This is a genomic window from Flavobacteriales bacterium (genome assembly GCA_016716605.1).
Classification (GTDB): domain Bacteria; phylum Bacteroidota; class Bacteroidia; order Flavobacteriales_F; family PHOS-HE28; genus PHOS-HE28.
Map to the genome: position 1 here is coordinate 1,091,985 of JADJWA010000001.1, position 20,651 is coordinate 1,112,635.

Genomic DNA, 20,651 nt, shown 5'->3' on the forward strand with positions numbered 1-20,651 from the left:
TCGCCCTGCAAGCACAACGGACTCGATAGCCTGTAACGAAAGAGCGCCGGCATAGCCGGCGCTCTCCATTTGGCGCTTCCGCGCCTAGTTGTAGTGCAAGTGCCGGTTGTCCTTTACGCCAGCGGCTTCGCGCAGCGCATTCAGCACCGCGCTTTCCGCGCGGCTCTGCAGGCGGCCCAGCAGCCCGCCCTTCTCGCCAGCGATGTCGCCTTCGGCAGGGGCTTCGGTGCGGCTGTTCATGCGGGCCACGAACACCGCAGTCTCGCCCTTCAGCGGCACACTGGCCTGTCCGGCCTGCAGCCCGAAGACCTTCCCGATCACCTCGTATTCCGCATAGCCGCCGGGGATGCTGAAGCCGTTCAACGCCATGTCCGTTGCATCCTGCACGCTCACGCCGAGTTCGCCGGCCAGTGCGTTCAGGTCTGTCTTGCCGGTCATCTTTTCCACCCAAGCCTCGGCCTTCTTCAGTTTGGCGGCCTCCTTCGTGAAGGCTTCGCGCACATCCTCCAGTTCAGGCACCCCCTCTTCTTTCACCTTCAGCAGCGTCGCCACCACGTAGTTGTCGCCGGCGTCCTTCGGCTCGCTCACCTGGCCCACCTCCGCACGGTTCACCCAGCCGATCACGCTGGACGGCTGGTCGATCCCCTGCACAAAGCGGCTGTCTGCGCGGAAGTCGGGCACATTCGTCATCTGCAGGCCCTGCTCTTCGGCAGCGGTCTTCAGCGCCTCGGCGGTCTTGTTCCGCAGGCTGAATTCGTTGGCCTTCTTGTACACTTCCTTGAAGGTGGCCGGGCTCGGCTTCACCGCACGGTCCACGGTGATGATGCGGCGCTCCTGGCGGCTGCGTTGGCCCAGCACTTCCACGATGTGGAAGCCGTAGCTGGTCTTGCAGATGGTCGTGGCGCCCACCTTCTGGTCGAAGCTCGCGGCGGTGAACTCGGGCACCATCTGCTCCTTGCCGAACCACTCGTACACGCCGCCGTTGCTCACGCTGCCGGGGTCGTCGCTGAACTTGGTCACCATCGCCTCGAACTTGCTCTTGTCGCGCTTCACCACGGCGAGCAGGCTGTCCGCGCGCTGCTTCTGCTCCGCTTCGTCCTTGCCCTTCTGCGTGCTCAGCAGGATGTGGCGCACGCGTGCCTCGGGCACATCGGCCAGCTCCTTCACCTTCACCAGCTTGTAGGTGGTTCCCTCCAGGTAAGGGCCCACCACGGTGCCCACGGCGCCGTTCACGATCAGCGAATCGTTCAGCTTCTCGATGCTGCCTTCGGTGTAGGGCACCTTGCTGTAGCTGCGCGAATCGGCGTTGCCCACCACGAAGAGGCTGTCGTCCTCGGCCTGCTCGAAGGAATTGCGCAGGGCGGCCAGGTTGCCGGCGATGGCCTCGCGATCGGCATCGCTGGGCTGCACGGGGAAGAGCACGTAATCGAAGGTGCGCGCCGCCTTCTGCTTGTGCTTCGGCTCGTTCTTGTGCTCGTCGTAATAGCGGCGCAGGTCGCTGTCGCTCACCGGGTACAGGCTGTCGGGCTCGCTGTCGTAGCGCTTGGCTACGAAGCTGAAGGTGGCCTTGGTGTTCTTCGCGTTGAACTCGTCGCGGGCCTGCGCGCTGTTCACGAACACGCTCTTCTTCACCAAGGTGTTGTACTTGGCGTAGAGGCGGTTCTCCTGGATCCGGCGGCTCTGGATCTCGTGGTACACCGGCGCATTCAGTTGGATGCCGTTGAAGTATTCGCGCAAGCGGGTCTTGTCGGGCTGGCCATCGGGGCCATTGAACTGGCCACGGAACTCAGGCGCAACGTTGTCGCCGAAGCGCACATCGTCATACTCGGGCTTGGTGATGGTGAAGCCTGCCGCTTCCACCTGATTGAGCAGCACGCGGGCCTTCACGATCTCGTTCCACACCGTGCCGCGCACCTGTTCGCTCACCTGCGCGTTGGCGGGTTGGCCGAACTCGTTGCGGTAGCTCTCCACCTCGTCGCTCACGCGCCGGTCGAAGTCGGCGAGCTTGATCTCCTGTCCGCCGATCTCGCCCACGGGTTCATCGCCACGGCCGCTCGGACCTCCGCGGTTCGAGAGGAGGGCATCGAGGATGAAGAGGGCCAATGCGCCGCCCACGAGAACGATCAAAAGGCCGCTGCGCTCGCGGATCTTGCCGATGACTGCCATTATCTGCTGGAATTGGGGCTGCGAATATAGGCGGGCGATGTGTACGGAATGGGCGGGCGCAACGGGCTGGCGATCAGGAGGTGGCGGCGATGGAGCCAGGGCCTTGAACGCTGTTCCGGTGTGGCCGGGCGGCTATCGGTCGGTAATGGGCTCTTGGTACAAGGTGCCGGATCACGCTTGGTTCAGCGCAATTCCAGCTCCACCGAGGGGTCCCAGAAGCGCTTGGTGAAGTCCACCACCTGGTCGTCCTTCACCCTTATGCCCTCCTTCTCCAAGAGCTGCTGCATCCGGTCTTCAGGGCCGAAGTGGTGCTTGCCGCTGAGGATCCCCGCGCTGTTCACCACGCGATGGGCCGGCACCTTGGGCTTCACGGTGTGGCTGTTGTTCATGCAATAGCCTACGATGCGCGCTGAGCGAGCCGCGCCCAAGTACTTGGCGATGGCGCCATAGCTCGTGACCCGGCCGCGCGGAATCTGCCGCACCACGTCCATCACATCGGCGAAGAAGTCGCGCTCCTGCACCGCCTCGTTGCGCACTTGCTTCTTGGCCATGATCAAGCTGATTCGTTCATGGCGAAACGAACGTAATGGATCGTGCGCCCTTCTTCGAGCCACATCTGCTCATAGTAGGTGCGGATGTTCAGCACCGCTTGTTCCTCGGCCGATACGCGGTGCACCAGGTCGGTGTACACGTTGTCGCTCTGCTCGTGCAGGCTGAGCTTGTGCTCCGCGATCAACTCCAAGGTGTATGCATAGAGCAAGGGGCTGTCGGTCTTCAGGTGGATGCACCCGCCCGGTTTGAGGATCTGCCGGTAGCGCTCCAGGAAGAGCGGGCTGGTGAGCCGCTTGCGCGCCTTGCCGATCTGCGGATCACTGAAGGTGAGCCAGATCTCATCCACCTCTTGCGGACCGAAGCATTTTAGGAGATGATCCACATGCGTGCGCAGGAAGCCCACGTTATGGAGGCCTTCTTCCTTGGCGGTTCGCGCACCGCGCCAGAGCCGCGCCCCCTTGATGTCTACACCGAGGTAATTGCGCTGCGGATTCAAGCGTGCGAGCCCCACGGTGTATTCGCCGCCCCCGCAACCGAGCTCCAGCACCAAGGGCGCCTCGCGCCCGAAGAAGTCGGCGTTCCATCGGCCCTTCAGCGGGAAGCTGCCCTTCACCAGTTCCTCGAAAGTGGGCTGCACCACATGCTCGAAGGTGAGGTTCTCGGCGAAGCGCGCGAGCTTGTTCTTTCCCATTGGAAGGCCTGCCCGCCGCTGGCAGGGCGGCGAAAGTAGAAGCAGCCTCGAAATTCCTTTCGGAAAGCGAGCCGGAGGGTTTTCGCGGCCAGACGAGGCGCGGAATGAAACCCGAGCAGAGCTGGATGTTCTGGAAGGGTTGAGCAACGAAGTATGGTCGCGAAAAGACCCGGCGATGTCCGAAGGGGGATTTTGAGGCTGCTTCTGGCCGCGTAACGTTCGCATCACCTGCGCGTGACAACCTTCGCCGCCATGCTCACAGGCAAGCGCATCCTGGTAGCACCGCTCGATTGGGGCCTGGGCCATTCGGCGCGTTGCGTGCCCATCATCCAACAGTTGATCGAATCGGGCGCCGTGCCGGTGATCGGCGCCGACAGAGGGCCGCTGGCCTTGCTGCGCGCGGAGTTCCCGGAGCTGGAGCATGTGCGCGTCCCGGGTGTCGATGTGCGGTACTCGAAGACGAGCAATCAGCTCTGGAGCATGGCGCGGCAGTTCCCGGCCATGGTCCGCAGCGTGCAGGCAGAGCGCGCCCTCTTCGATCGCCTGCGTGGCCGCTTGCGCCTCGATGCGGTGATCAGCGATCAGCGTTTCGGATTGCGCAGCCCCGAACTGCCGAGCATCCTCATCACGCATCAAGTGTTCCCTTTCACGCCATTCGCGCAAGCAGCGCTGCGCAAGCTGAACCTGCGCCATATCGCGCGCTTCGACCGCTGCTGGGTGATGGACGAGCCCCAAGCGCCAGGACTTGCCGGCGAGCTCTCGCACGGCGCGGCCTTGCCGAAGAATGCGCGCTATATCGGCACCTTGAGCCGCATGGGCATGCATGAAACAGCCCGCGAGCGTTACGACATCGCGGCCGTGATCAGTGGGCCGGAGCCGCAGCGCACCTTGCTGGAGCACCGCCTCTTGGAGCAACTAAGCCGCATCCCCGGCAATCATTTGCTCGTGCTCGGCCAACCGGACAAGCCGCGCAACGAGCGCTCAGGCTCGGTGTCCATCCGCTCGCACATGAGCGGCGATGAATTGGCCGGAGCCATGAGCGGGGCTCGCCTCATCGTTTCGCGCAGCGGCTACACAACCTTGATGGACCTCGCGGCGCTGGGAAGGAGCGCGCTCATCATCCCCACACCCGGACAGCAGGAGCAAGAGTACCTGGGCCGATTGCATGCGCGCACGGGTCGCTTCCTGGTGCAGTCACAGGAATCAATCGATCTGATGGCTGCGATGAAATCAATCGGGAAGCACGAGGCCACAGCTCGTGCCAACGGGAACGAACTCTTGGCTGCAGCGCTCCATGAGCTCGCAGGCCTCATGGCCTGACCCGCTTACCTTGCCGCCATGCGCAAGGCCATCCTGCTGTCCGTGATCATGGTGCTCCCGGCATCTGCTTGGTGCCAGTACGACCTTGACGCCAACCTGCGCCGGCTGGAAGAGCAGCAGCAGCGCATGCTCACGGATCAGGCGCGCCTGCGGGACCGCTTGGACAGCGCCAAGCTCGCGATCATCCGCCGCGACCTGCGCGCGAAGGGTTTACCCAAGCTCGCAGAGGGCGCGGCAGTCGTGGAGCACCCGGGCCACATGCTCGTGTACAGCGAGCCACACGAGCAGCCCGAATGGGTGGCCCACATCGCCGTGCCGGACCTGATCACCGGGAACCTGGCCCGCATCGACTCATTCGTTGCGGATCCCAAGGTGCTCACAGGCACCGCCATCACTGCGGATTATTGGAACAGCGGCTACGACCGGGGCCACATGGTGCCGAGCGCCGATATGCGCTGGAACATGGAGGCCTTGCGCGCCACCTACTACTACAGCAACGTGAGCCCGCAGAAGCCAGAGCTGAACCGGGGCGCGTGGGCCGAGCTCGAGGATTGGGCGCGCCGCTACGTGAACCACAGCAAGCGCCGCATCTTCATCGTTACCGGTCCGGTGCTCCGCGAGGGCCTGCCCACTCTCCAGAAGGCCGACCGCAAGAATGAGGTGAGCATCCCCGAGATGCACTGGAAGGTGATTGCCGACCTCGATGGCGACCAGCCCAAGGCCATCGGCTTCGTGATGCGCAATGGCCCGCAGGAATACCCGCCGATCAGCTACGCCGTCACGGTTGACAGCGTGGAGCGCCTCACGGGCCTGGACTTCTTCCATGCCCTCGACGATGCCACCGAGGACCGGATCGAGGCCATGCGCGAGCCGAAGGATTGGTATGCGGAGGGCGACCCGTTCTTCGGCGAGGCCGAGCCGCTGAAGGCGCCATTGCCCAAGGGCATGTTCAACACGGTGCAGGCGAAGCACCACATCGGCAAGACCATCACGGTGTGTGGCACGGTGGTGAGCGCGCGCAAGACCGCGAAGGCGAAGGCCATCTACCTCAACTTCGACCGGATGCACCCGCACCAGGATTTCTACGCCACCATCTGGGACTACAACAGCCCCAACTTCAGCTACGATCCGGAGACCGCGCTGCTGCAGAAGAAGGTCTGCGTCACGGGCAAGGTGACCGTGTACGACGACATCCCGCGCATCAGCATCAACAACGAAGAGGAGGTGCGGCTGTACGAGGAGGCCGTTCGTTGATGATCAGGCGGCACCCTGCAGGGTGAAGGTGAACGTGGCGCCCCGCCCCTCCACGCTCTTCACCGCGATGGTCTGGCCGTGCGCATCGATGATGTGCTTCACGATGGCCAGCCCAAGGCCGCTTCCGCCCTCGTTGCGGGCCCTGCTCTTGCCCACTCGGTAGAATCGCTCGAACAAACGGGGCAGATGCTCGGGGCTGATGCCGATGCCATCGTCATTCACATCAACGGCGACCTGCTCGCCCATGCCATAGCACGATACCGTGCACCGGCCCCCTTCGCGCCCGTAGTTGATGGCGTTGTTGAGCAGGTTCGTCAGTACCTGGAGCAAGCGGTTCCGGTCGGCCATCACGGCGGTCCCGGCGGGCACATCGTTCACCAGCCGCACGCCTTTCTCCTGCGCGTGCAGCTCCAGGCCTTCCATGGCCTCCAGGGTGATCGCGCGAAGGTCGATCCGCGCCACTCGGAGCTCCATCACGCCGCTTTCGAGCTTGGTGATCAGGTCCAGGTCCTCCACGATCTTCATCAATCGCTCCACCCCATTCGATGCGCGCTCCAGGAAATCACGGTTCACCTTGCCATCCTCCAAGCCGCCCTCGAGCAGGGTGAGGATGTAGCCCTGGATGTTGAAGATGGGCGTCTTGAGCTCATGCGCGAGGTTACCGATGAACTCGCGCCGGAATTTCTCACGCTCCTGCAGGTCGCGGATCTCCGTGCGCCTCTCACTGGCCCACTCGGCCACCTCCGCGTTCACGCGGCTCAGCTCATCACCTCCTCTGGCCTGCGTCCCGGCCTTCGAGCGCCGCAGGTCGTGAACCGTGCGGTACAGGGTCTTGATGCGGCCGTGCACGAAGCGTTCGATGCCGAAAGCGAATGTGGCGTATGCCACCGCGAACAACAGGATGGCGCTCAGGAAGGTCCACCAGTGCGCCAGCCCGGTGCTGGCCACATCAACGGCCACGCCCGCCAGCAGCCCTCCCGCCACGGCGACCACCAAGGCAGCGAGCAGGGCCACACGGCGCGTAGTGAGCTGGTCCATGAGGGATGCGGAATCGCGCAAGTTTACTCGTGCATCACCCGGGCCTGTGCATCGCATCGCCTTCAGCCGGTGAATTAACCTTGCCGCAACAAGGCGCCGGTAGCTTGCCGCACGCTCACGCCACATGCCGTTCGGATTGATTGAGATCCTCACCCTTGCCGGGTCGCTTGGCCTGTTCATCTACGGCATGAAGGTGATGAGCGAGGGCTTGCAGAAGGTGGCCGGCCGCCGCATGCGCAACGTGCTCTCGAGCATGACGGCGAACCGTTTCCGAGGCGTGCTGACCGGATTGGTGAGCACGGCGGTGATCCAGAGCAGCAGCGCCGCCACGGTAATGGTGGTGGGCTTCGTGAATGCGGGCCTGCTCAGTGTGCGCCAGGCCATCAGCGTGATCATGGGCGCCAACATCGGCACCACCATCAAAGCGGTCCTCTTCAGCTGGGCGGTCTTCGCGGACCTGAGCATCACCAGGTTCGCCATCCCGATCATCGGCATCGCCTTCCCGCTGCTCTTCATCAAGTCACCGCGGGCACGTGCCGGCGCGGAGTTCTTCATGGGCGTTGCCCTGCTCTTCCTGGGCATCGAGTTCCTCAAGCAATCAGTGCCCGCCCCATCGGCGGAGGCGCTCAGCTTCCTGCACGGCCTCAGCGACCGTGGCCTGCTATCGGTGCTGTTCTTCGTGGCCGTCGGCGCAGCCCTCTCAGCCGTGATCCAGAGCTCCAGCGCCTCCATCGCACTCACGCTCGTGCTCTGCGAGAACGGCACCATCGGCTACGACATGGCCGCCGCCCTGGTGCTGGGCGAGAACATCGGCACCACCCTCACGGCCAACATCGCCGCGCTGGTGGCCAGCGCCTGGGCCAAGCGCACGGCACGCGCGCACCTGCTCTTCAACCTCATCGGCGTTTCATGGGCCCTGCTCCTGTTCAGGCCCACCCTCGACGCCATCGACGCCCTCATCACCTGGCAGTTCGGCGCATCGCCCTACAACGAGCCTTCGTCCATCAAGTGGGCCCTCACCGCCCTGCACATCGGGTTCAACGTGGCCAACACCCTGCTCCTGGTGAGCTTCGTGCCCATGCTCGAGCGCATCGTCACCTGGATGGTGCCCGCGCGCACCCAGCTCGATGAGGAGTTCCGGCTGGAGTACCTCGATGCCGACATCCCGCTCTCCCCGGAGGTCTCGCTGATCGAAGCGCGCCGCGAGATCGCGCGCTTCGGCAAGCTCACGCATGAGATGCTGGGCATGACTCGCCAGCTGCTCACCGCGCGCGACCCCATCGCGCGAGACCGCCTCATGCAGCGCTTGGAGCGTTACGAGCAGATCACTGACCGTATCGAGGTGGAGGTGGGCAAGTACCTCACGAAGACCAGCACCGAAGCGCGCAATGAAGAGCTCAGCGGGCGGATCCGGGGCATGCTCAGCATCGTGGGCGATCTGGAGCGCGTGGGCGACATATTCTTCCAGATGAGCAAATCGATGGAGCGCAAGCTCGACGATAAGCTCTGGTTCTCCCCAGAGCAGCGCCAGGACCTGCTCTCCATGCTCGAGTTGCTCGATCAGGCATTCGAGGTGATGATCGCCAACCTCGATGCGGAGCAGGAGGCTGTTCGCCTCGATGCGGCCGTGGAGGCGGAGCAGCGGATCAATGCCATGCGCGACCAGCTCCGGCTCAAGCACTGGCGCAGCATCGAGGGAGGCGACTACAATGTGCGCAGCGGCCTGGTGTACCACGACTTGTTCAGCAGTTGCGAGAAGGTGGGTGACCACCTGATCAATGTAAGCGAGGCGCTCGCGGGCGAGATGTGATCCAAGCCGGCCTGACGAGTGCTGCAGCGCGGGGCCATTGCGCCGTTCATGTGGCTGCGAGAGGCTGCAGGATGGGCGCTTAAAGTGCTCATGGTGGAGCGACAGCGGGATCCTGCTTCAGCATGGCGGACAGGGTCGCATACAACTCAGGCTCGGCCTTCCTGAAATCCAGCGGCAGCTCGAAGAAGTACTCCACGGCCACCGCGAAGAATTCCGCCTGGTTGGTGCCCGCATAGTCGCGGAAGAAGTGCGGCTCCTGGCGTTTGATGCGTGACACATGCTCGCTGGCTAGGCGGTTCCACATGGAGAGGAGCCGTCGGTCCAGGAAGTTGTGCTCGCTGTTCTCGATCATGTCCTCGAACCAGAGCGCGTGCGCCAGCTCATGCAGGCCCACGTTGTGCGCGTCGCGGCTGTGCGCATAGCCATGCACGAAGTCCTCCCAGCTGATGATGATGATGCCCGGTCGGGGACGCACCTCCCCTTGGTGCATGCGGCCGCTCTTCGGCGATCGGTAGGTGTCCGGATACACGACGATGCGCTCGAAGTGCCGCAGTACCAGGTCCGGGAAGCCCATGAGCAGCTGCGCGGCGCAGGCGCTGATCATCACCTTCATCTCCTCGGCCACGGTGATGCCCGCGCCGACCCAATCCTTCTCGTGCATAAAGGCCGCGGTGATGCGCTCCATGCGATGCTTCCCGGCGTCATCGAGCCGCTGGTAGTGGATGGCGTACTTGGCGAGGATGGCCTTGTGCGGCGCGGACAGCCCTTGGCCGGGCGACCGCTTCATCATGCGCCGCAGCAGGCTGTTCAGCCCAAACGCCGCAGCCACCGTGGCAACGGTGCCGATGATGTCGAGCAGGCGGGTCGCCATCTCGGATCGATCAATAGGCGGTCTTGTCGGCCTTCGATTTCCAGGCGGCGAACACAGCGCGCGCCTCTTCGCGCAGCACCTGTGCCAAGGTTGAGATCCGGCGCTGCTCCGGTGGCAACGGCAGCTCGTCGTAGATCAGCTGGTCGTCGAAGCCCGCATCGGCCGCATCGGCGCGCGTTGCGGCGAACACGATGCGATCGGGGCGCGCCCAGTAGATGGCGCCCAGGCACATGGGGCAGGGCTCGCAGCTGGTGTAGAGCGTGCAGCCTTCGAGCTGGAAGGAGCCAATCGCTTGGCACGCTTCGCGGATGGCTACCACCTCGGCGTGCGCCGTGGGGTCGTTGCTGCTGGTGACCTTGTTGTTGCCGCGCCCGATGATCTCGCCGTCCTTCACGATCACGCATCCAAAGGGGCCGCCTTCGTTGCGGTCCATGCCGGCGCGGGCAAGGGCGATGGCTTCGCGGAGGAAGCGCTCGTCATTAGGGTCCATGACAGCGAATGTCAGGACTTCACCTCGATCCCCAGCTCCTTCAATTGGATGTCATCGATCCGGCTCGGCGCGTCAATCATCACATCGCGCCCGGCGTTGTTCTTCGGGAAGGCGATGAACTCACGGATATCCGTGCGGTGTCCGAAGAGGCTCACCCAGCGGTCGAAGCCGAAGGCCGCGCCACCGTGCGGGGGGGCCCCGAACTCGAAGGCATCCATGAGGAAGCCGAATTTGTAACGGGCCTCCTCATCGGTGAAGCCGAGCACTCGGAACATGGCTTCTTGCATGGTGCGGTCATGAATGCGGATGCTGCCGCCGCCGATCTCGGTGCCGTTGATCACCAGGTCGTAGGCGTTGGCGCGCACGCTGCCGAGGTCGCGCTGGTCGAATAGTTTCTGCGCGTCCTCAGGCTTCGGTGCGGTGAAAGGGTGGTGCATGGCATGCCAGCGCCCTGTCTCTTCGTCCTGCTCCAGCAGCGGAAAGTCCACCACCCAGAGCGGCTTGTACACCTTGGGATCGCGCAGGCCGAGCAGCTCGCCCAGATGCAGGCGCAATTCGTTCAGTTGCTTGCGGGTCTTGTCGGCATTGCCCGCCATGATGCAGAGGAGGTCGCCTTGCTTCATGCCGAAGCGTTCGGCCCAGCGTTGCAGGTGCTCGGGCGTGTAGAACTTGTCCACTGTGCTCTTCAAGCCTTCTTCGGTCCACTTCACGAACACGATGCCCGAGGCACCGATCTGCGGGCGCTTCACGAAGTCGATGAGCGCGTCGGTCTGCTTGCGGCTCCATGCAGCGCACCCTTCGGTGTTGATGCCAACGACGAGTTCCGCTTCATCGAAGACCTTGAAGCCCGCGTCTTTCGTGAGGTCGTTCAGTTCGTGGAAGCGCATGCCGAAACGCAGGTCGGGCTTGTCGCATCCGTAATTGCGCATCGCCTCATCGAAGCTCATGCGCGGGAAGGGGCCATCGAATCCCACCTTATGGATGGCCTTGAACAGGTGCTTGGCCATGCCCTCGAAGGTGTTCAGGATGTCCTCCTGTTCCACGAAGGCCATCTCGCAATCGATCTGCGTGAACTCCGGCTGACGGTCCTGGCGCAGGTCCTCGTCGCGGAAGCACTTCACGATCTGGAAGTAGCGGTCGAAGCCGGCCACCATCAGCAATTGCTTGAAGGTCTGCGGGCTCTGCGGCAGTGCGTAGAACTCGCCCTGATGCATGCGGCTGGGCACCACGAAGTCGCGCGCGCCTTCCGGCGTGCTCTTGATCAGCACGGGCGTTTCAACTTCGAGGAATTGCTGCGCGCTGAGGTAGTTGCGCACTTCGATGGCCATGCGGTGGCGTAACTCGAAATTGCGTCGCACGTTGGCGCGGCGCAGGTCCAGGTAGCGGTACCTGGCGCGCAGCTCATCGCCGCCATCGGTTTCTTCTTCGATGGTGAAGGGCGGGGTCTGCGCACTGTTCAGCACTTTCAGCCCGGTGACGACCAGCTCGATCTCTCCCGTGGGCATGTTGGGGTTCTTGTTCTCCCGCTCCTTCACGCTGCCGGTTACCTGCACCACGAATTCACGGCCCAGTTCGCGCGCGGCTTCGCACAGGGAAGCATCGCGCTCCATGTTGAAGCTGAGCTGCGTGACGCCGAAGCGATCGCGGAGGTCCGTGAACGTGAGTCCGCCCAGATCGCGTGAGCGTTGCACCCATCCTGCGAGGGTCACGGTCTTTCCGGCGTCGGCGAGGCGGAGTTCGCCACAGGTGTGCGTACGGTACATGGTTCGTCGAAGGCCCGCGAAGGTATCCGGCGCGGCTCAGTCCTTTTCGGCCATTAGCGCAGCGCGGGCTTCCTGCAGCTGGGCCAGGGTCTCCACTGGGGGCTCCGGGCGCTTCAGGTCCAGCACCTCCAGCTGCTCGCGCACCAATCGGCCGACAATGGCTCGGGTCTCCCATTGGTCATCGGCGGGAACGATGTACCAAGGGGCATGCGGTGCGGCGGTGGCACCGATGGCCTGCTCATAAGCGTGCCTGTAGGCATCCCAGTGCCCGCGCTCCTTCACGTCGCCGGGATTGAACTTCCAGTTCTTCGCCGGGTCGTCGATGCGATCGAGGAAGCGCTCCTTCTGAGCCGTGCGGCTCATATGCAGGTAGAACTTCATGATCACCGTTCCGCTTTCGGCCAGCTGCTTCTCCCAGGCCCGGATGGCGGCATAGCGCGATTCCCAGAAGGCGGCATCGATGTCCTTCACCGATGCGATGCCCGGTATGCTTTGCCCAAGGATGAACTCCGGGTGCACGCGCGTCACCAGCACCTCTTCGTAGTGGCTGCGGTTGTGTATGCCGATGTGGCCGCGCTCGGGCACCGCTTGTGAATGGCGCCAGAGGAAATCGTGGCTGCGCTCCAGGGAGCTCGGCGCCTTGAAGCTCCACACGCGCACACCTTGGGGGTTCACGCCGCTCATCACGTGGCGGATGCAGCTGTCCTTGCCGGCGGCATCCATGGCCTGGAAGATGAGCAGCACGGCATGCTGGCCAGCTGCGTAGAGCACCTCCTGCAGCTCCGCGATGCGGGTCCGGTCTTTATCCAGCCGCTCTTTCAGCACCTTCTTATCGGCCTCTTTCGGGAGGTCGCAGAAGTGGTTCTTGATACTGAACCCGCCACGGGCATTCACGGTGAAGCGGGGGTCGTGCAGGAGGTTTTTCATCGCGCCCGAATCTAGGTCGCCGCGAAGGGATGGTTCCCGATCTTCACGGCTCACAACCGCACCATGGTCCACATCGTCCATTCTCCTTTCACGCGCTTCGCGAAGCGGGTCTCGCTCTTCACGGGAAGGCCCCTCACCTTCATCCTCGCCCTCGGGCTCATCATCTCATGGGCGGTAACCGGGCCGTTGTTCGGGTACAGCGACACTTGGCAGTTGGTGATCAATACGGGCACCACCATCCTCACCTTCCTAATGGTGTTCTTGATCCAGAACACCCAGAACCGCGATACGGAGGCGCTGCAGATCAAGCTCGATGAGCTGATCCGCGTGCAGAAGGAGGCGAACAATGCGCTGCTCGACCTGGAGGAGCTCGATGAAGAGGATCTTGTGCGGATCAAGGCCATCTACCTGGCACTGGCCCGCAAGGAGCGGGAGGATCAAAATGCGGATTCCGCTCAGTGAAGCGCCTGCTCCAGATCGGCAATCAGGTCATCGGCATCCTCCAAGCCAACGCTCAGCCGGATCAGGGTGTCCGCGAGTCCATTCTTCAGTCTCTCTTCGCGCGGGATGCTGGCGTGCGTCATGCTCGCCGGATGACCGGATAAGGACTCCACGCCGCCGAGGCTCTCGGCCAACGAGAAGAGCCTGGTGCTGCTGAGCACGCGCGTGGCATCGGCCATGTTGTCGCCCTTGAGCGTGAAGCTGATCATGCCACCGAAGCCGCGCATCTGCTTCGCAGCCACGGCATGGTTCGCATGCGTGGCGAAGCCGGGCCAATACACCTTGTCCACCTTGGAGTGTTTCACGAGGAACTCTGCCACGACCTTGCCGTTCTCGCAGTGGCGCTGCATGCGCAGGTGCAGGGTCTTCAGGCCGCGCAGCACGAGGAAACAATCCTGCGGACCGGGCGTGGCGCCGCTGCTGTTCTGGATGAAGGCGAGGCGCTCGGCGAGGCTGGCATCCTTCACCACCAATGCGCCCATCACCACATCGCTGTGACCGCCGAGGTACTTCGTCACGCTGTGCATCACGATGTCCGCGCCGAGGTCGATGGGCGTTTGCAGGTAGGGGCTGGCGAAGGTGTTGTCGATGCCGAGCAGGCAGCCGTGCTTCTTCGCGATGGCGCTCAGGCCAGCGATGTCGATGATGCGCAGCAGCGGATTGGTGGGCGTCTCGGCCCAGATGAGCTTCGTGTTCGTGGACATCGCGGTTTCCACGTTCTTCAGGTCGCCCATGTCCACGAACCTGAACTTCACGCCGAAGCCCTCGAAGATCTTGGTGAACAACCGATAGGTGCCGCCGTAGAGGTCGTTGGTGCTGACCACCTCATCGCCGGGCTTCAGTAGTTTGATGATGGCATCGATGCTGGCCATGCCACTGCTGAAGCAGAGGCCATGCGTGCCGTTCTCGAGAGCGGCCAGCGCGTTCTGCAAAGCGGTGCGCGTAGGGTTGTGCGTGCGGCTGTACTCGTAGCCCTTGTGATCGCCCGGCGCTGCCTGCACGTACGTGCTGGTCTGGTAGATGGGCGTCATGATGGCGCCCGTTGTGGGGTCGGGCTCCACGCCGGCGTGGATGGCTTTCGTGCCGAATTTCATGGTGCGTGATAAGGGCGGCGAAGGTAGACGCCTCCCCGAACGCACCCCCGTACTTTCGCGGCATGCCGCGCATCGGCCCCATCACCCTGCCGGAATTCCCCTTGCTGCTCGCGCCCATGGAGGACGTGAGCGACCCGCCTTTCCGCGCGCTGTGCAAGCAGCACGGCGCTGATCTGATGTTCACCGAGTTCATCAGCAGCGAGGGCCTCATCCGCCAGGCGGCTAAGGGCCTCAAGAAGCTCGACATCTTCGAGGCTGAGCGGCCCATCGGCATCCAGCTCTTCGGTGGGAGCGAGGACGCGATGGAAGAAGCCGCGCGCATCGCCGAGGCCGCCAAGCCCGACCTCATCGACATCAACTACGGCTGCCCCGTGCACAAGGTGGTGAGCAAGGGCGCCGGCGCCTGCCTGCTGCTCGACATCGATAAGATGGTGCGCCTCACCGAGAAGGTGGTGAAGGCCGTGAAGCTGCCCGTTACCGTGAAGACGCGCCTCGGCTGGGACGACAAGAGCAAGAACATCATCGAAGTCGCGGAGCGCTTGCAGGATGTGGGCATCCAAGCGCTGAGCATCCATGGCCGCACGCGCGCGCAGCTGTACAAGGGCCCTGCGGATTGGACGCTCATCGGTGCTGTGAAGAACAACCCGCGCATGCGCATCCCCATCTTCGGCAACGGCGATATCGACTCGCCGGAGAAGGCCGTTGAGCAGCGCAACCGCTACGGCGTGGATGGCGTGATGATCGGCCGCGCGAGCATCGGCCACCCGTGGATCTTCAACGAGATCAAGCATTACATCGCCAAAGGCACGCATCGGGCCCAGCCCACGATCACCGATCGCGTGGAAGCCGCGCGCCAGCACCTGCGCGCATCACTTGCTTGGAAGGGCGCTTGGGAAGGCGTGGTGGAGATGCGACGCCACTATGGCAACTACCTGAAGGGCCTGCCGAATGTGAAGGAAGTGCGATTGCGCTTGTGCACGGAGAAGGACCCGGTGGTGATCGAGGAGATCCTTGATGAGGTGATCTCGACCTACACCCTTGCCGCCGTGGCATAGAGGAACCTCCGGCTCAGCGCGCGCAGCGGCACCCAGGTGGCCAGCAGGCCGATGGCGAGCACCGTGGCCGTGATCAGCAGCAGGTCGCCGCCCACGAGCTTCACCGGGAACGAATCGGTCATCGCCTCAGCCATTTCCACGAAGGCGAAGCGCTGCTGCGCCAGCACGATGCCCACGCCGAGCACGATGCCGACCGCAGCGCCCGCGAAGACGATGAGCAAGCCCTCGTGCAGGAAGATGCGGCGCACCGTGCTCGCTTCGGCACCCATGCTCATCAGCGTGCGCATGTCCTCCTTCTTCTCGATCATCATCATGGTGAGCGAGGCGATCACGTTGAACGCGCCGATCAATCCGATGAAGGCGAGCACCACGAACGCCACGAGCTTCTCCGTGGCATTGGTCTGGTACATCAGCGCGTTCTTCTGGTAGCGGGTCTTCACGGTGTAGCGCGGCCCAAGCGCTGCGGCGATCTCTCGCGCCGCGCGGTCCATGTCCGCCTGGGGCTTCAGCTTCAGTTCCAGGGCGCTGGCGGCGCTGTCGTAGTGCAGCAGTTCGGCGGCGAGTTCCAGAGGCACCACGGCGTACTTGCTGTCGTACTCCATGTTCATGCTGAAGGAGCCGCTGAGCCCCACGGCAGCTTGCTCGAAGGCGGCCTGCTTGTACTTGCTGAGCTTGCGGCCGCGGATGGGAGCGCTGATCTCCAATGGCTGGAACACGCCATCGTCCAGCGGCACGCCGAGGTCGGCCTTCAGCGCGAGCCCTAGGATGGCCATTGGGCCGGTTGCGCCCTCCAGCACGGCTTTGCCGGTGAAGAGATACCGCTGCATGTCGGACATGCCGAGGTATTGCGGCTCCACGCCCTTCAGGGTGGCCACGGCCTGCTGGTCGCCGCAGCGCAGCAGCACGTTCTCCTCGATGGTGAAGCTGGCCTGCTCCACATCGGCGCGCGCGAGCAGGGCGCCCAGGTCGATGGAGTCGCGCGCCAGCGTCTTCCCCTCGGCTGGCGTGATGGTGATGTCGAGGTCGAAGGGCGAATAGATTTTGTCCACCAGCTCGGCGATGCCGTTCATGGCGCTCATCACCACCACCATGGCGCCGGTGACCACCGCGATCACCACGATGCTGATCCACGTGATCACGTTGATCGCGTTGGTGCTGCGCTTGGCCAGCAGGTAGCGCCGGGCGAAGAGGAGGGGGAGGTTCACGGCGTGAAGATCGTTGCCGCATAACTTCGACGAGCGCAACACCTGTGCCATGAGGTCACCTGCTTTCTCTTGCCCTGATCCCGCCATGGCAGTGCGCAATGGGCGGAGGTTTCGTATTCGGCGGTGCGGGTCTGGGCCGTATGCCCACCGACCTCATGCCGGTGGCGAGCAGAGGCGAGTTTCAGAAGGTCCTCTTCGGCCCAAGCTGGTCGGCGGGGCTCCAGGTTCGTCACGCTATCAGCGGGCCACTGCATTTCGCGACGGGCATCCATTGGACGTGCATCAGTGGTCGTGATGAGTATTGGCTCCGAGGCGCTATGTACAGGTCGGTAGAACGCAGGCTGGGCTACATATCGCTGCCAATGTCGGTGGAGCTTGATGCTTGGCGCATGCAGCTGGGCGGGGGCTTCCAGTTCGGGTACCTTGCTGCGCAACAGGGCTGGTTCACCCAAGACCTCTGCGTTCATCGAGCGGTCCCTAACTGAGTTCGCAGTCCAAGGACCTCGGCTTTTGCGCTATCGATATCGGGTCTTGCGGCCCAGGCATCCATAGCGATTGCTAAACGCGCTGGCGAGGGGCCTTGCGCTACTACCAGGGTCTCGTGGACATCAAGGACCATTCGGATAGACACCTATCGCCGCTTTGGACCGAGCAAGTGATTGGGATTGTCGCCTATCAGTTGCTGCCACGAGACGAAACGGCTCTGCGGGATGCGAAAGGCAGGAGAGCGCCTTGGAAGAGTGAGACCCTTCACTTCCACGCCTTCACCACCAGTCCCGTCCCCGTGCTGTGCGTCATGCGCACATCGGCCATGTTCAGCACGAAGGCGATAGGGTAGGCCAGCAGGTAGTAGAAGGGCAGCACGATGAAGAAGGCCTTGCTCACGCCGAGCATCAGCAGCGGCCACTTCATGCTCAGCTTCCAGCTGATCTTGCCCGGTGAGCCGTAGCTGTAGCGCGCCTCCACCGCCCTGAAGCCATTGCGCAGTGCCTTCGCACGGATATCGTCGATGTTGTAGCCGTCGCGTACATGCTCTTCGATGAAGGAGCCTTCGCCTTCTTCATGCACATCGCTGCCGCCTTGGTCGCTGGGCGTGCTGATGATGAGCATGCCGCCCTCTTTCAAGGAGGTGCTGTAGCAGCGCAGCGCAGCTTCGTCCTCCAGGATATGCTCCATCACGTCCACGCACACCACCAGGTCGAACGTGTTCGGCTTGGTGAACTTGGTCACATCGCCCACCTCGAACTTCACCAGCGGTCTTCCGATGCGCTGGAAGAAAGCGTTGCAATCCGCCACCTGCTCGTCCTTCACATCGATGGCGGTGATGGCGGCATTCGGCAGCTTGCCGCTGAGCCAATAACTGTATTGCCCGAAGCCCGCACCGGCATCGTAGATGGCGGTGATCGGCTTGCCATCCGCTACCCGCTTCGCGATCCACGAGCGCAGCTCGCGCTGGATGTGCCAGCAGCGAAGGAGCAGCAGGTCGAGCAGCTGGTAGAAGAGCTTGCGCAGCGCTGGGGTGCGGTTGAACACCACACCGAGGCGGCGCTTGACGGGGTCATACTGCATTTCTCAAAGAAGGTTGAGGGTTGGGTTGGCGATGGTTGAGGGTTGCGCATAGAGGAAGCGTTCAACCCCCAACCTTTTCAACCCTTCAATAACTTATCGATGGCCTCCGCCCGGTCCAGCGAATCATCCAGGTAGAAGAGCAGCTCCGGCACCACGCGCATCTGCTTGCCGATGCGGCCGCCGAGCACCCCGCGCAACCGGTGGCTCTGCTCCTTGATGCGCCCCATCACCTCGGACTTGTCCTTCACCGGGAACAGGCTCAAGTACACTTTGGCCACGCCGAGATCAGGGCTGCAGCGCACGCCCGTGACCGTGATCAGGCCGCCGGGGAGCAGTGACCGCCCTTCCTGCTGGAATACCGCTGCCATCTCCTTTAGGAGCAGGCTGTTCACCTTGTTCTGTCTCAGGCTATCCATCGGCGGCGAATGTACCTGTCGTGCATGGCCCGTCGCACGGAGCCATGCGCGCCCACACGCCCACCTACATTCGCCGCGCAGCATGCGCAACTTCTTCCGCATCCTCCGTTATGCCCGGCCCTACCGGCGCTATGCGGTGCTCAATGTGGCCTTCAACCTGGTGAGCACGGTGTTCCACCTGGGTTCACTGCTGGTCTTCATCCCGTTCCTCAACCTCCTCTTCGGGCAAACGCCTCCACCTTCTGCGCGCCCAGTGGTAGACCTGAGCATCGAAGGCATGAAGCGGCTGCCGGACCTGTTCAACTGGCGCATGGCCGCCTACATCCAGGAGCATGGGCAGATGGGCGGGTTGGTCTTCATCTGTGTGGTGGTGGCGGGCTGCTTCCTGCTGAAGAACCTCACGCGCTACTTCGCGCTCTGGGCCATCGGCATCCTGCGCAACCGCGCCGTGCGCGACCTGCGCAACGAGGTGTACGACAAGATCCTCGACCTGCCCATGCGCTTCCACACCGGAGAGCGCAAGGGCAACACCATCGCGCGCATCACCAACGACGTGCAGGAAGTGGAGTTCAGCATCATGAACTACATCGAGATGGTGTTCCGTGAGCCGATCACGATCCTGCTCTCGCTGGCGCTGATGATCGGCATCTCGTGGCAGCTCACGCTCATCGCGCTGCTGCTGCTCCCGGTGAGCGGGCTGCTGATCGGCCGGGTGGGCAAGAGCCTGCGCAAGGAGGGCCTGCGCGCGCAGCAGAAGGCCGCCGATCTGCTGAGCACCGTGGAGGAGACGCTCACGGGCATGCGGGTGGTGAAGGCCTTCAATGGCGAGGAGCAGATGCGCCGCCGCTTCCGCCGCGAGAACGAGATGCTGAACAAGCTGAACGTGTTCACGCTGCGCCGGCGCGACATGGCCTCACCGCTCAGTGAGTTCCTGGGCGCGCTGGTGATGGTTGTGCTCGTGTACTTCGGCGGACAGCTCGTGATCGGTGAGAACGCCACGCTCTCCGGCGGCGAGTTCATCGGCTACATCATCCTCTTCAGCCAGCTGCTCGCGCCAGCGAAGGGGTTCACCACGGGCTACTATTGGATCAAGAAGGGCGGCGCCAGCGCGGAGCGGATCTTCGAGCTCCTCGCGATCGAGAACAGCGTGAAGGAGAAGCCCGATGCGAGGGCCATCACCGCGTTCAATGAGCGCGTGGAGTTCCACGCCGTGCAGTTCGCGTACGACGAGAAAGCCGTGCTGCGAACGATCGACTTATCGATACCGAAGGGCCGCAGCGTGGCGCTCGTGGGCACCAGTGGCGGCGGCAAGAGCACCTTGGCCGGATTGCTGCCGCGCTTCTATGATGCCACCGGAGGGCAGGTGCTCATCGATGGCGTCGATGTGCGGGACCTCAGGATCCAGGACCTGCGCGCGCTCATGGGCATCGTCACGCAGGACAGCATCCTCTTCAACGACACCGTGGCGGCGAACATCGCCTTCGGACAGCCGGGCATGAGCATGGCCGACATCGAGCGCGCGGCTCGGGTGGCCAATGCGCATGAGTTCATCGTGAAGCTCGAGAACGGCTACCAGACCATGATCGGCGACATGGGCAACCGGCTCAGCGGCGGTCAGAAGCAGCGCCTGGCCATCGCGCGCGCGGTGCTGAAGAATCCGCCCATCCTCATCCTCGACGAGGCGACCAGTGCCTTGGATACCGAGAGCGAGCGGTTGGTTCAGGATGCGCTCTTCAAGATGATGGAGGGCCGCACGAGCCTGGTGATCGCGCACCGCCTCAGCACCATCCAGCATTGCGACGAGATCTGCGTGATCGTGGAAGGCGCCATCGTGGAGCGCGGCACGCACGCGGAGCTTTTTGCCAAGGGCGGGCACTACCGGAGGCTCTGCGATATGCAGGCTTTTGATTGAGGGGCGCACGGGTACTT

General features: G+C 63.4%; 18 protein-coding genes. 6 read left to right on the forward strand and 12 right to left on the reverse strand.

Annotated elements, in window-relative coordinates; translation table 11 throughout:
- Window positions 1–84 precede the first annotated feature (84 nt).
- From IPM12_04325 to trmB, 3 genes are all read right to left on the reverse strand, one after another.
- Complete coding sequence (locus IPM12_04325) at window positions 85–2,166, reverse strand: peptidylprolyl isomerase (GenBank protein ID MBK9147033.1); 2,082 nt, start codon at window positions 2,164–2,166, stop codon at window positions 85–87.
- A 182-nt stretch (window positions 2,167–2,348) separates the two neighbouring features.
- Window positions 2,349–2,717 carry an MGMT family protein gene (locus IPM12_04330; GenBank protein MBK9147034.1) on the reverse strand — a complete coding sequence of 123 codons (369 nt, stop codon included), beginning with the start codon at window positions 2,715–2,717 and terminating at the stop codon, window positions 2,349–2,351.
- 2 nt (window positions 2,718–2,719) lie between these two features.
- Complete coding sequence (gene trmB / locus IPM12_04335; GenBank protein MBK9147035.1) at window positions 2,720–3,409, reverse strand: tRNA (guanosine(46)-N7)-methyltransferase TrmB; 690 nt, start codon at window positions 3,407–3,409, stop codon at window positions 2,720–2,722.
- A gap of 252 nt (window positions 3,410–3,661) precedes the next feature.
- Between trmB and IPM12_04340 the strand changes: the two genes are divergently transcribed.
- Together IPM12_04340 and IPM12_04345 are read left to right on the forward strand one after the other, a co-directional pair.
- Window positions 3,662–4,729 (forward strand): glycosyltransferase, encoded by a 1,068-nt coding sequence (locus tag IPM12_04340; GenBank protein ID MBK9147036.1) that lies wholly within the window; start codon window positions 3,662–3,664, stop codon window positions 4,727–4,729.
- Window positions 4,730–4,747: 18 nt separating this feature from the next.
- Window positions 4,748–5,983, forward strand: a complete 1,236-nt coding sequence (locus IPM12_04345) for a DNA/RNA non-specific endonuclease (GenBank protein ID MBK9147037.1) — start codon at window positions 4,748–4,750, stop codon at window positions 5,981–5,983.
- Window positions 5,984–5,986: 3 nt separating this feature from the next.
- On the opposite strand, the gene IPM12_04350 is transcribed toward IPM12_04345, so the two are convergent.
- A complete protein-coding gene (locus IPM12_04350) occupies window positions 5,987–7,021 on the reverse strand; it encodes a sensor histidine kinase (GenBank protein MBK9147038.1) in 1,035 nt (344 codons plus the stop codon).
- Window positions 7,022–7,145: 124 nt separating this feature from the next.
- On the opposite strand from IPM12_04350, the gene IPM12_04355 reads away from it, so the two are divergent.
- Window positions 7,146–8,831, forward strand: a complete 1,686-nt coding sequence (locus tag IPM12_04355; GenBank protein ID MBK9147039.1) for a Na/Pi cotransporter family protein — start codon at window positions 7,146–7,148, stop codon at window positions 8,829–8,831.
- Window positions 8,832–8,919: 88 nt separating this feature from the next.
- Here IPM12_04355 and IPM12_04360 read toward each other — a convergent pair whose 3' ends face one another.
- Genes IPM12_04360 through IPM12_04375 form a run of 4 tightly spaced genes read right to left on the reverse strand, consistent with a single transcriptional unit; the run spans window position 8,920 to window position 12,882 of the window.
- Window positions 8,920–9,702 (reverse strand): zinc-dependent peptidase, encoded by a 783-nt coding sequence (locus IPM12_04360; GenBank protein MBK9147040.1) that lies wholly within the window; start codon window positions 9,700–9,702, stop codon window positions 8,920–8,922.
- Between the two features lie 10 nt (window positions 9,703–9,712).
- Window positions 9,713–10,192 (reverse strand): nucleoside deaminase, encoded by a 480-nt coding sequence (locus tag IPM12_04365; GenBank protein MBK9147041.1) that lies wholly within the window; start codon window positions 10,190–10,192, stop codon window positions 9,713–9,715.
- A gap of 11 nt (window positions 10,193–10,203) precedes the next feature.
- A complete protein-coding gene (aspS, locus tag IPM12_04370) occupies window positions 10,204–11,955 on the reverse strand; it encodes an aspartate--tRNA ligase (protein ID MBK9147042.1) in 1,752 nt (583 codons plus the stop codon).
- 36 nt (window positions 11,956–11,991) lie between these two features.
- Window positions 11,992–12,882 carry a polyphosphate kinase 2 family protein gene (locus IPM12_04375; protein MBK9147043.1) on the reverse strand — a complete coding sequence of 297 codons (891 nt, stop codon included), beginning with the start codon at window positions 12,880–12,882 and terminating at the stop codon, window positions 11,992–11,994.
- A gap of 63 nt (window positions 12,883–12,945) precedes the next feature.
- Here IPM12_04375 and IPM12_04380 point away from each other — a divergent pair, with 63 nt between their 5' ends.
- Window positions 12,946–13,344 carry a low affinity iron permease family protein gene (locus tag IPM12_04380; protein MBK9147044.1) on the forward strand — a complete coding sequence of 133 codons (399 nt, stop codon included), beginning with the start codon at window positions 12,946–12,948 and terminating at the stop codon, window positions 13,342–13,344.
- Here IPM12_04380 and IPM12_04385 read toward each other — a convergent pair.
- Window positions 13,338–14,477 carry a cystathionine gamma-synthase gene (locus IPM12_04385; protein ID MBK9147045.1) on the reverse strand — a complete coding sequence of 380 codons (1,140 nt, stop codon included), beginning with the start codon at window positions 14,475–14,477 and terminating at the stop codon, window positions 13,338–13,340. The two genes, IPM12_04380 and IPM12_04385, sit on opposite strands and share 7 nt — an antisense overlap.
- A 62-nt stretch (window positions 14,478–14,539) precedes the next feature.
- Here IPM12_04385 and dusB point away from each other — a divergent pair, with 62 nt between their 5' ends.
- Window positions 14,540–15,532 carry a tRNA dihydrouridine synthase DusB gene (gene dusB, locus IPM12_04390; GenBank protein ID MBK9147046.1) on the forward strand — a complete coding sequence of 331 codons (993 nt, stop codon included), beginning with the start codon at window positions 14,540–14,542 and terminating at the stop codon, window positions 15,530–15,532.
- Here the strand turns inward: dusB and IPM12_04395 are convergent.
- The 3 genes from IPM12_04395 to rbfA all read right to left on the reverse strand — a co-directional run bounded on the left by IPM12_04395 (window position 15,508) and on the right by rbfA (window position 18,722).
- On the reverse strand, window positions 15,508–16,737 hold the full coding sequence (locus IPM12_04395; protein MBK9147047.1) for an ABC transporter permease: 1,230 nt from the start codon (window positions 16,735–16,737) through the stop codon (window positions 15,508–15,510). The two genes, dusB and IPM12_04395, sit on opposite strands and share 25 nt — an antisense overlap.
- Window positions 16,738–17,487: 750 nt before the next feature.
- Complete coding sequence (locus IPM12_04400) at window positions 17,488–18,306, reverse strand: class I SAM-dependent methyltransferase (protein MBK9147048.1); 819 nt, start codon at window positions 18,304–18,306, stop codon at window positions 17,488–17,490.
- 77 nt (window positions 18,307–18,383) lie between these two features.
- Complete coding sequence (gene rbfA / locus IPM12_04405; protein ID MBK9147049.1) at window positions 18,384–18,722, reverse strand: 30S ribosome-binding factor RbfA; 339 nt, start codon at window positions 18,720–18,722, stop codon at window positions 18,384–18,386.
- An 82-nt stretch (window positions 18,723–18,804) separates the two neighbouring features.
- Between rbfA and IPM12_04410 the strand changes: the two genes are divergently transcribed.
- On the forward strand, window positions 18,805–20,634 hold the full coding sequence (locus tag IPM12_04410; GenBank protein MBK9147050.1) for an ABC transporter ATP-binding protein: 1,830 nt from the start codon (window positions 18,805–18,807) through the stop codon (window positions 20,632–20,634).
- Window positions 20,635–20,651 lie beyond the last annotated feature (17 nt).

Excerpts from the sequence above, each read along its gene's own strand:
- IPM12_04325 (MBK9147033.1), bottom strand. The coding sequence starts at position 2,166 with ATGGCAGTCATCGGCAAGATCCGCGAGCGCAGCGGCCTTTTGATCGTT.
- IPM12_04330 (MBK9147034.1), bottom strand. The coding sequence starts at position 2,717 with ATGGCCAAGAAGCAAGTGCGCAACGAGGCGGTGCAGGAGCGCGACTTC.
- trmB (MBK9147035.1), bottom strand. The coding sequence starts at position 3,409 with ATGGGAAAGAACAAGCTCGCGCGCTTCGCCGAGAACCTCACCTTCGAG.
- IPM12_04340 (MBK9147036.1), top strand. The coding sequence starts at position 3,662 with ATGCTCACAGGCAAGCGCATCCTGGTAGCACCGCTCGATTGGGGCCTG.
- IPM12_04345 (MBK9147037.1), top strand. The coding sequence starts at position 4,748 with ATGCGCAAGGCCATCCTGCTGTCCGTGATCATGGTGCTCCCGGCATCT.
- IPM12_04350 (MBK9147038.1), bottom strand. The coding sequence starts at position 7,021 with ATGGACCAGCTCACTACGCGCCGTGTGGCCCTGCTCGCTGCCTTGGTG.
- IPM12_04355 (MBK9147039.1), top strand. The coding sequence starts at position 7,146 with ATGCCGTTCGGATTGATTGAGATCCTCACCCTTGCCGGGTCGCTTGGC.
- IPM12_04360 (MBK9147040.1), bottom strand. The coding sequence starts at position 9,702 with ATGGCGACCCGCCTGCTCGACATCATCGGCACCGTTGCCACGGTGGCT.
- IPM12_04365 (MBK9147041.1), bottom strand. The coding sequence starts at position 10,192 with ATGGACCCTAATGACGAGCGCTTCCTCCGCGAAGCCATCGCCCTTGCC.
- aspS (MBK9147042.1), bottom strand. The coding sequence starts at position 11,955 with ATGTACCGTACGCACACCTGTGGCGAACTCCGCCTCGCCGACGCCGGA.
- IPM12_04375 (MBK9147043.1), bottom strand. The coding sequence starts at position 12,882 with ATGAAAAACCTCCTGCACGACCCCCGCTTCACCGTGAATGCCCGTGGC.
- IPM12_04380 (MBK9147044.1), top strand. The coding sequence starts at position 12,946 with ATGGTCCACATCGTCCATTCTCCTTTCACGCGCTTCGCGAAGCGGGTC.
- IPM12_04385 (MBK9147045.1), bottom strand. The coding sequence starts at position 14,477 with ATGAAATTCGGCACGAAAGCCATCCACGCCGGCGTGGAGCCCGACCCC.
- dusB (MBK9147046.1), top strand. The coding sequence starts at position 14,540 with ATGCCGCGCATCGGCCCCATCACCCTGCCGGAATTCCCCTTGCTGCTC.
- IPM12_04400 (MBK9147048.1), bottom strand. The coding sequence starts at position 18,306 with ATGCAGTATGACCCCGTCAAGCGCCGCCTCGGTGTGGTGTTCAACCGC.
- rbfA (MBK9147049.1), bottom strand. The coding sequence starts at position 18,722 with ATGGATAGCCTGAGACAGAACAAGGTGAACAGCCTGCTCCTAAAGGAG.
- IPM12_04410 (MBK9147050.1), top strand. The coding sequence starts at position 18,805 with ATGCGCAACTTCTTCCGCATCCTCCGTTATGCCCGGCCCTACCGGCGC.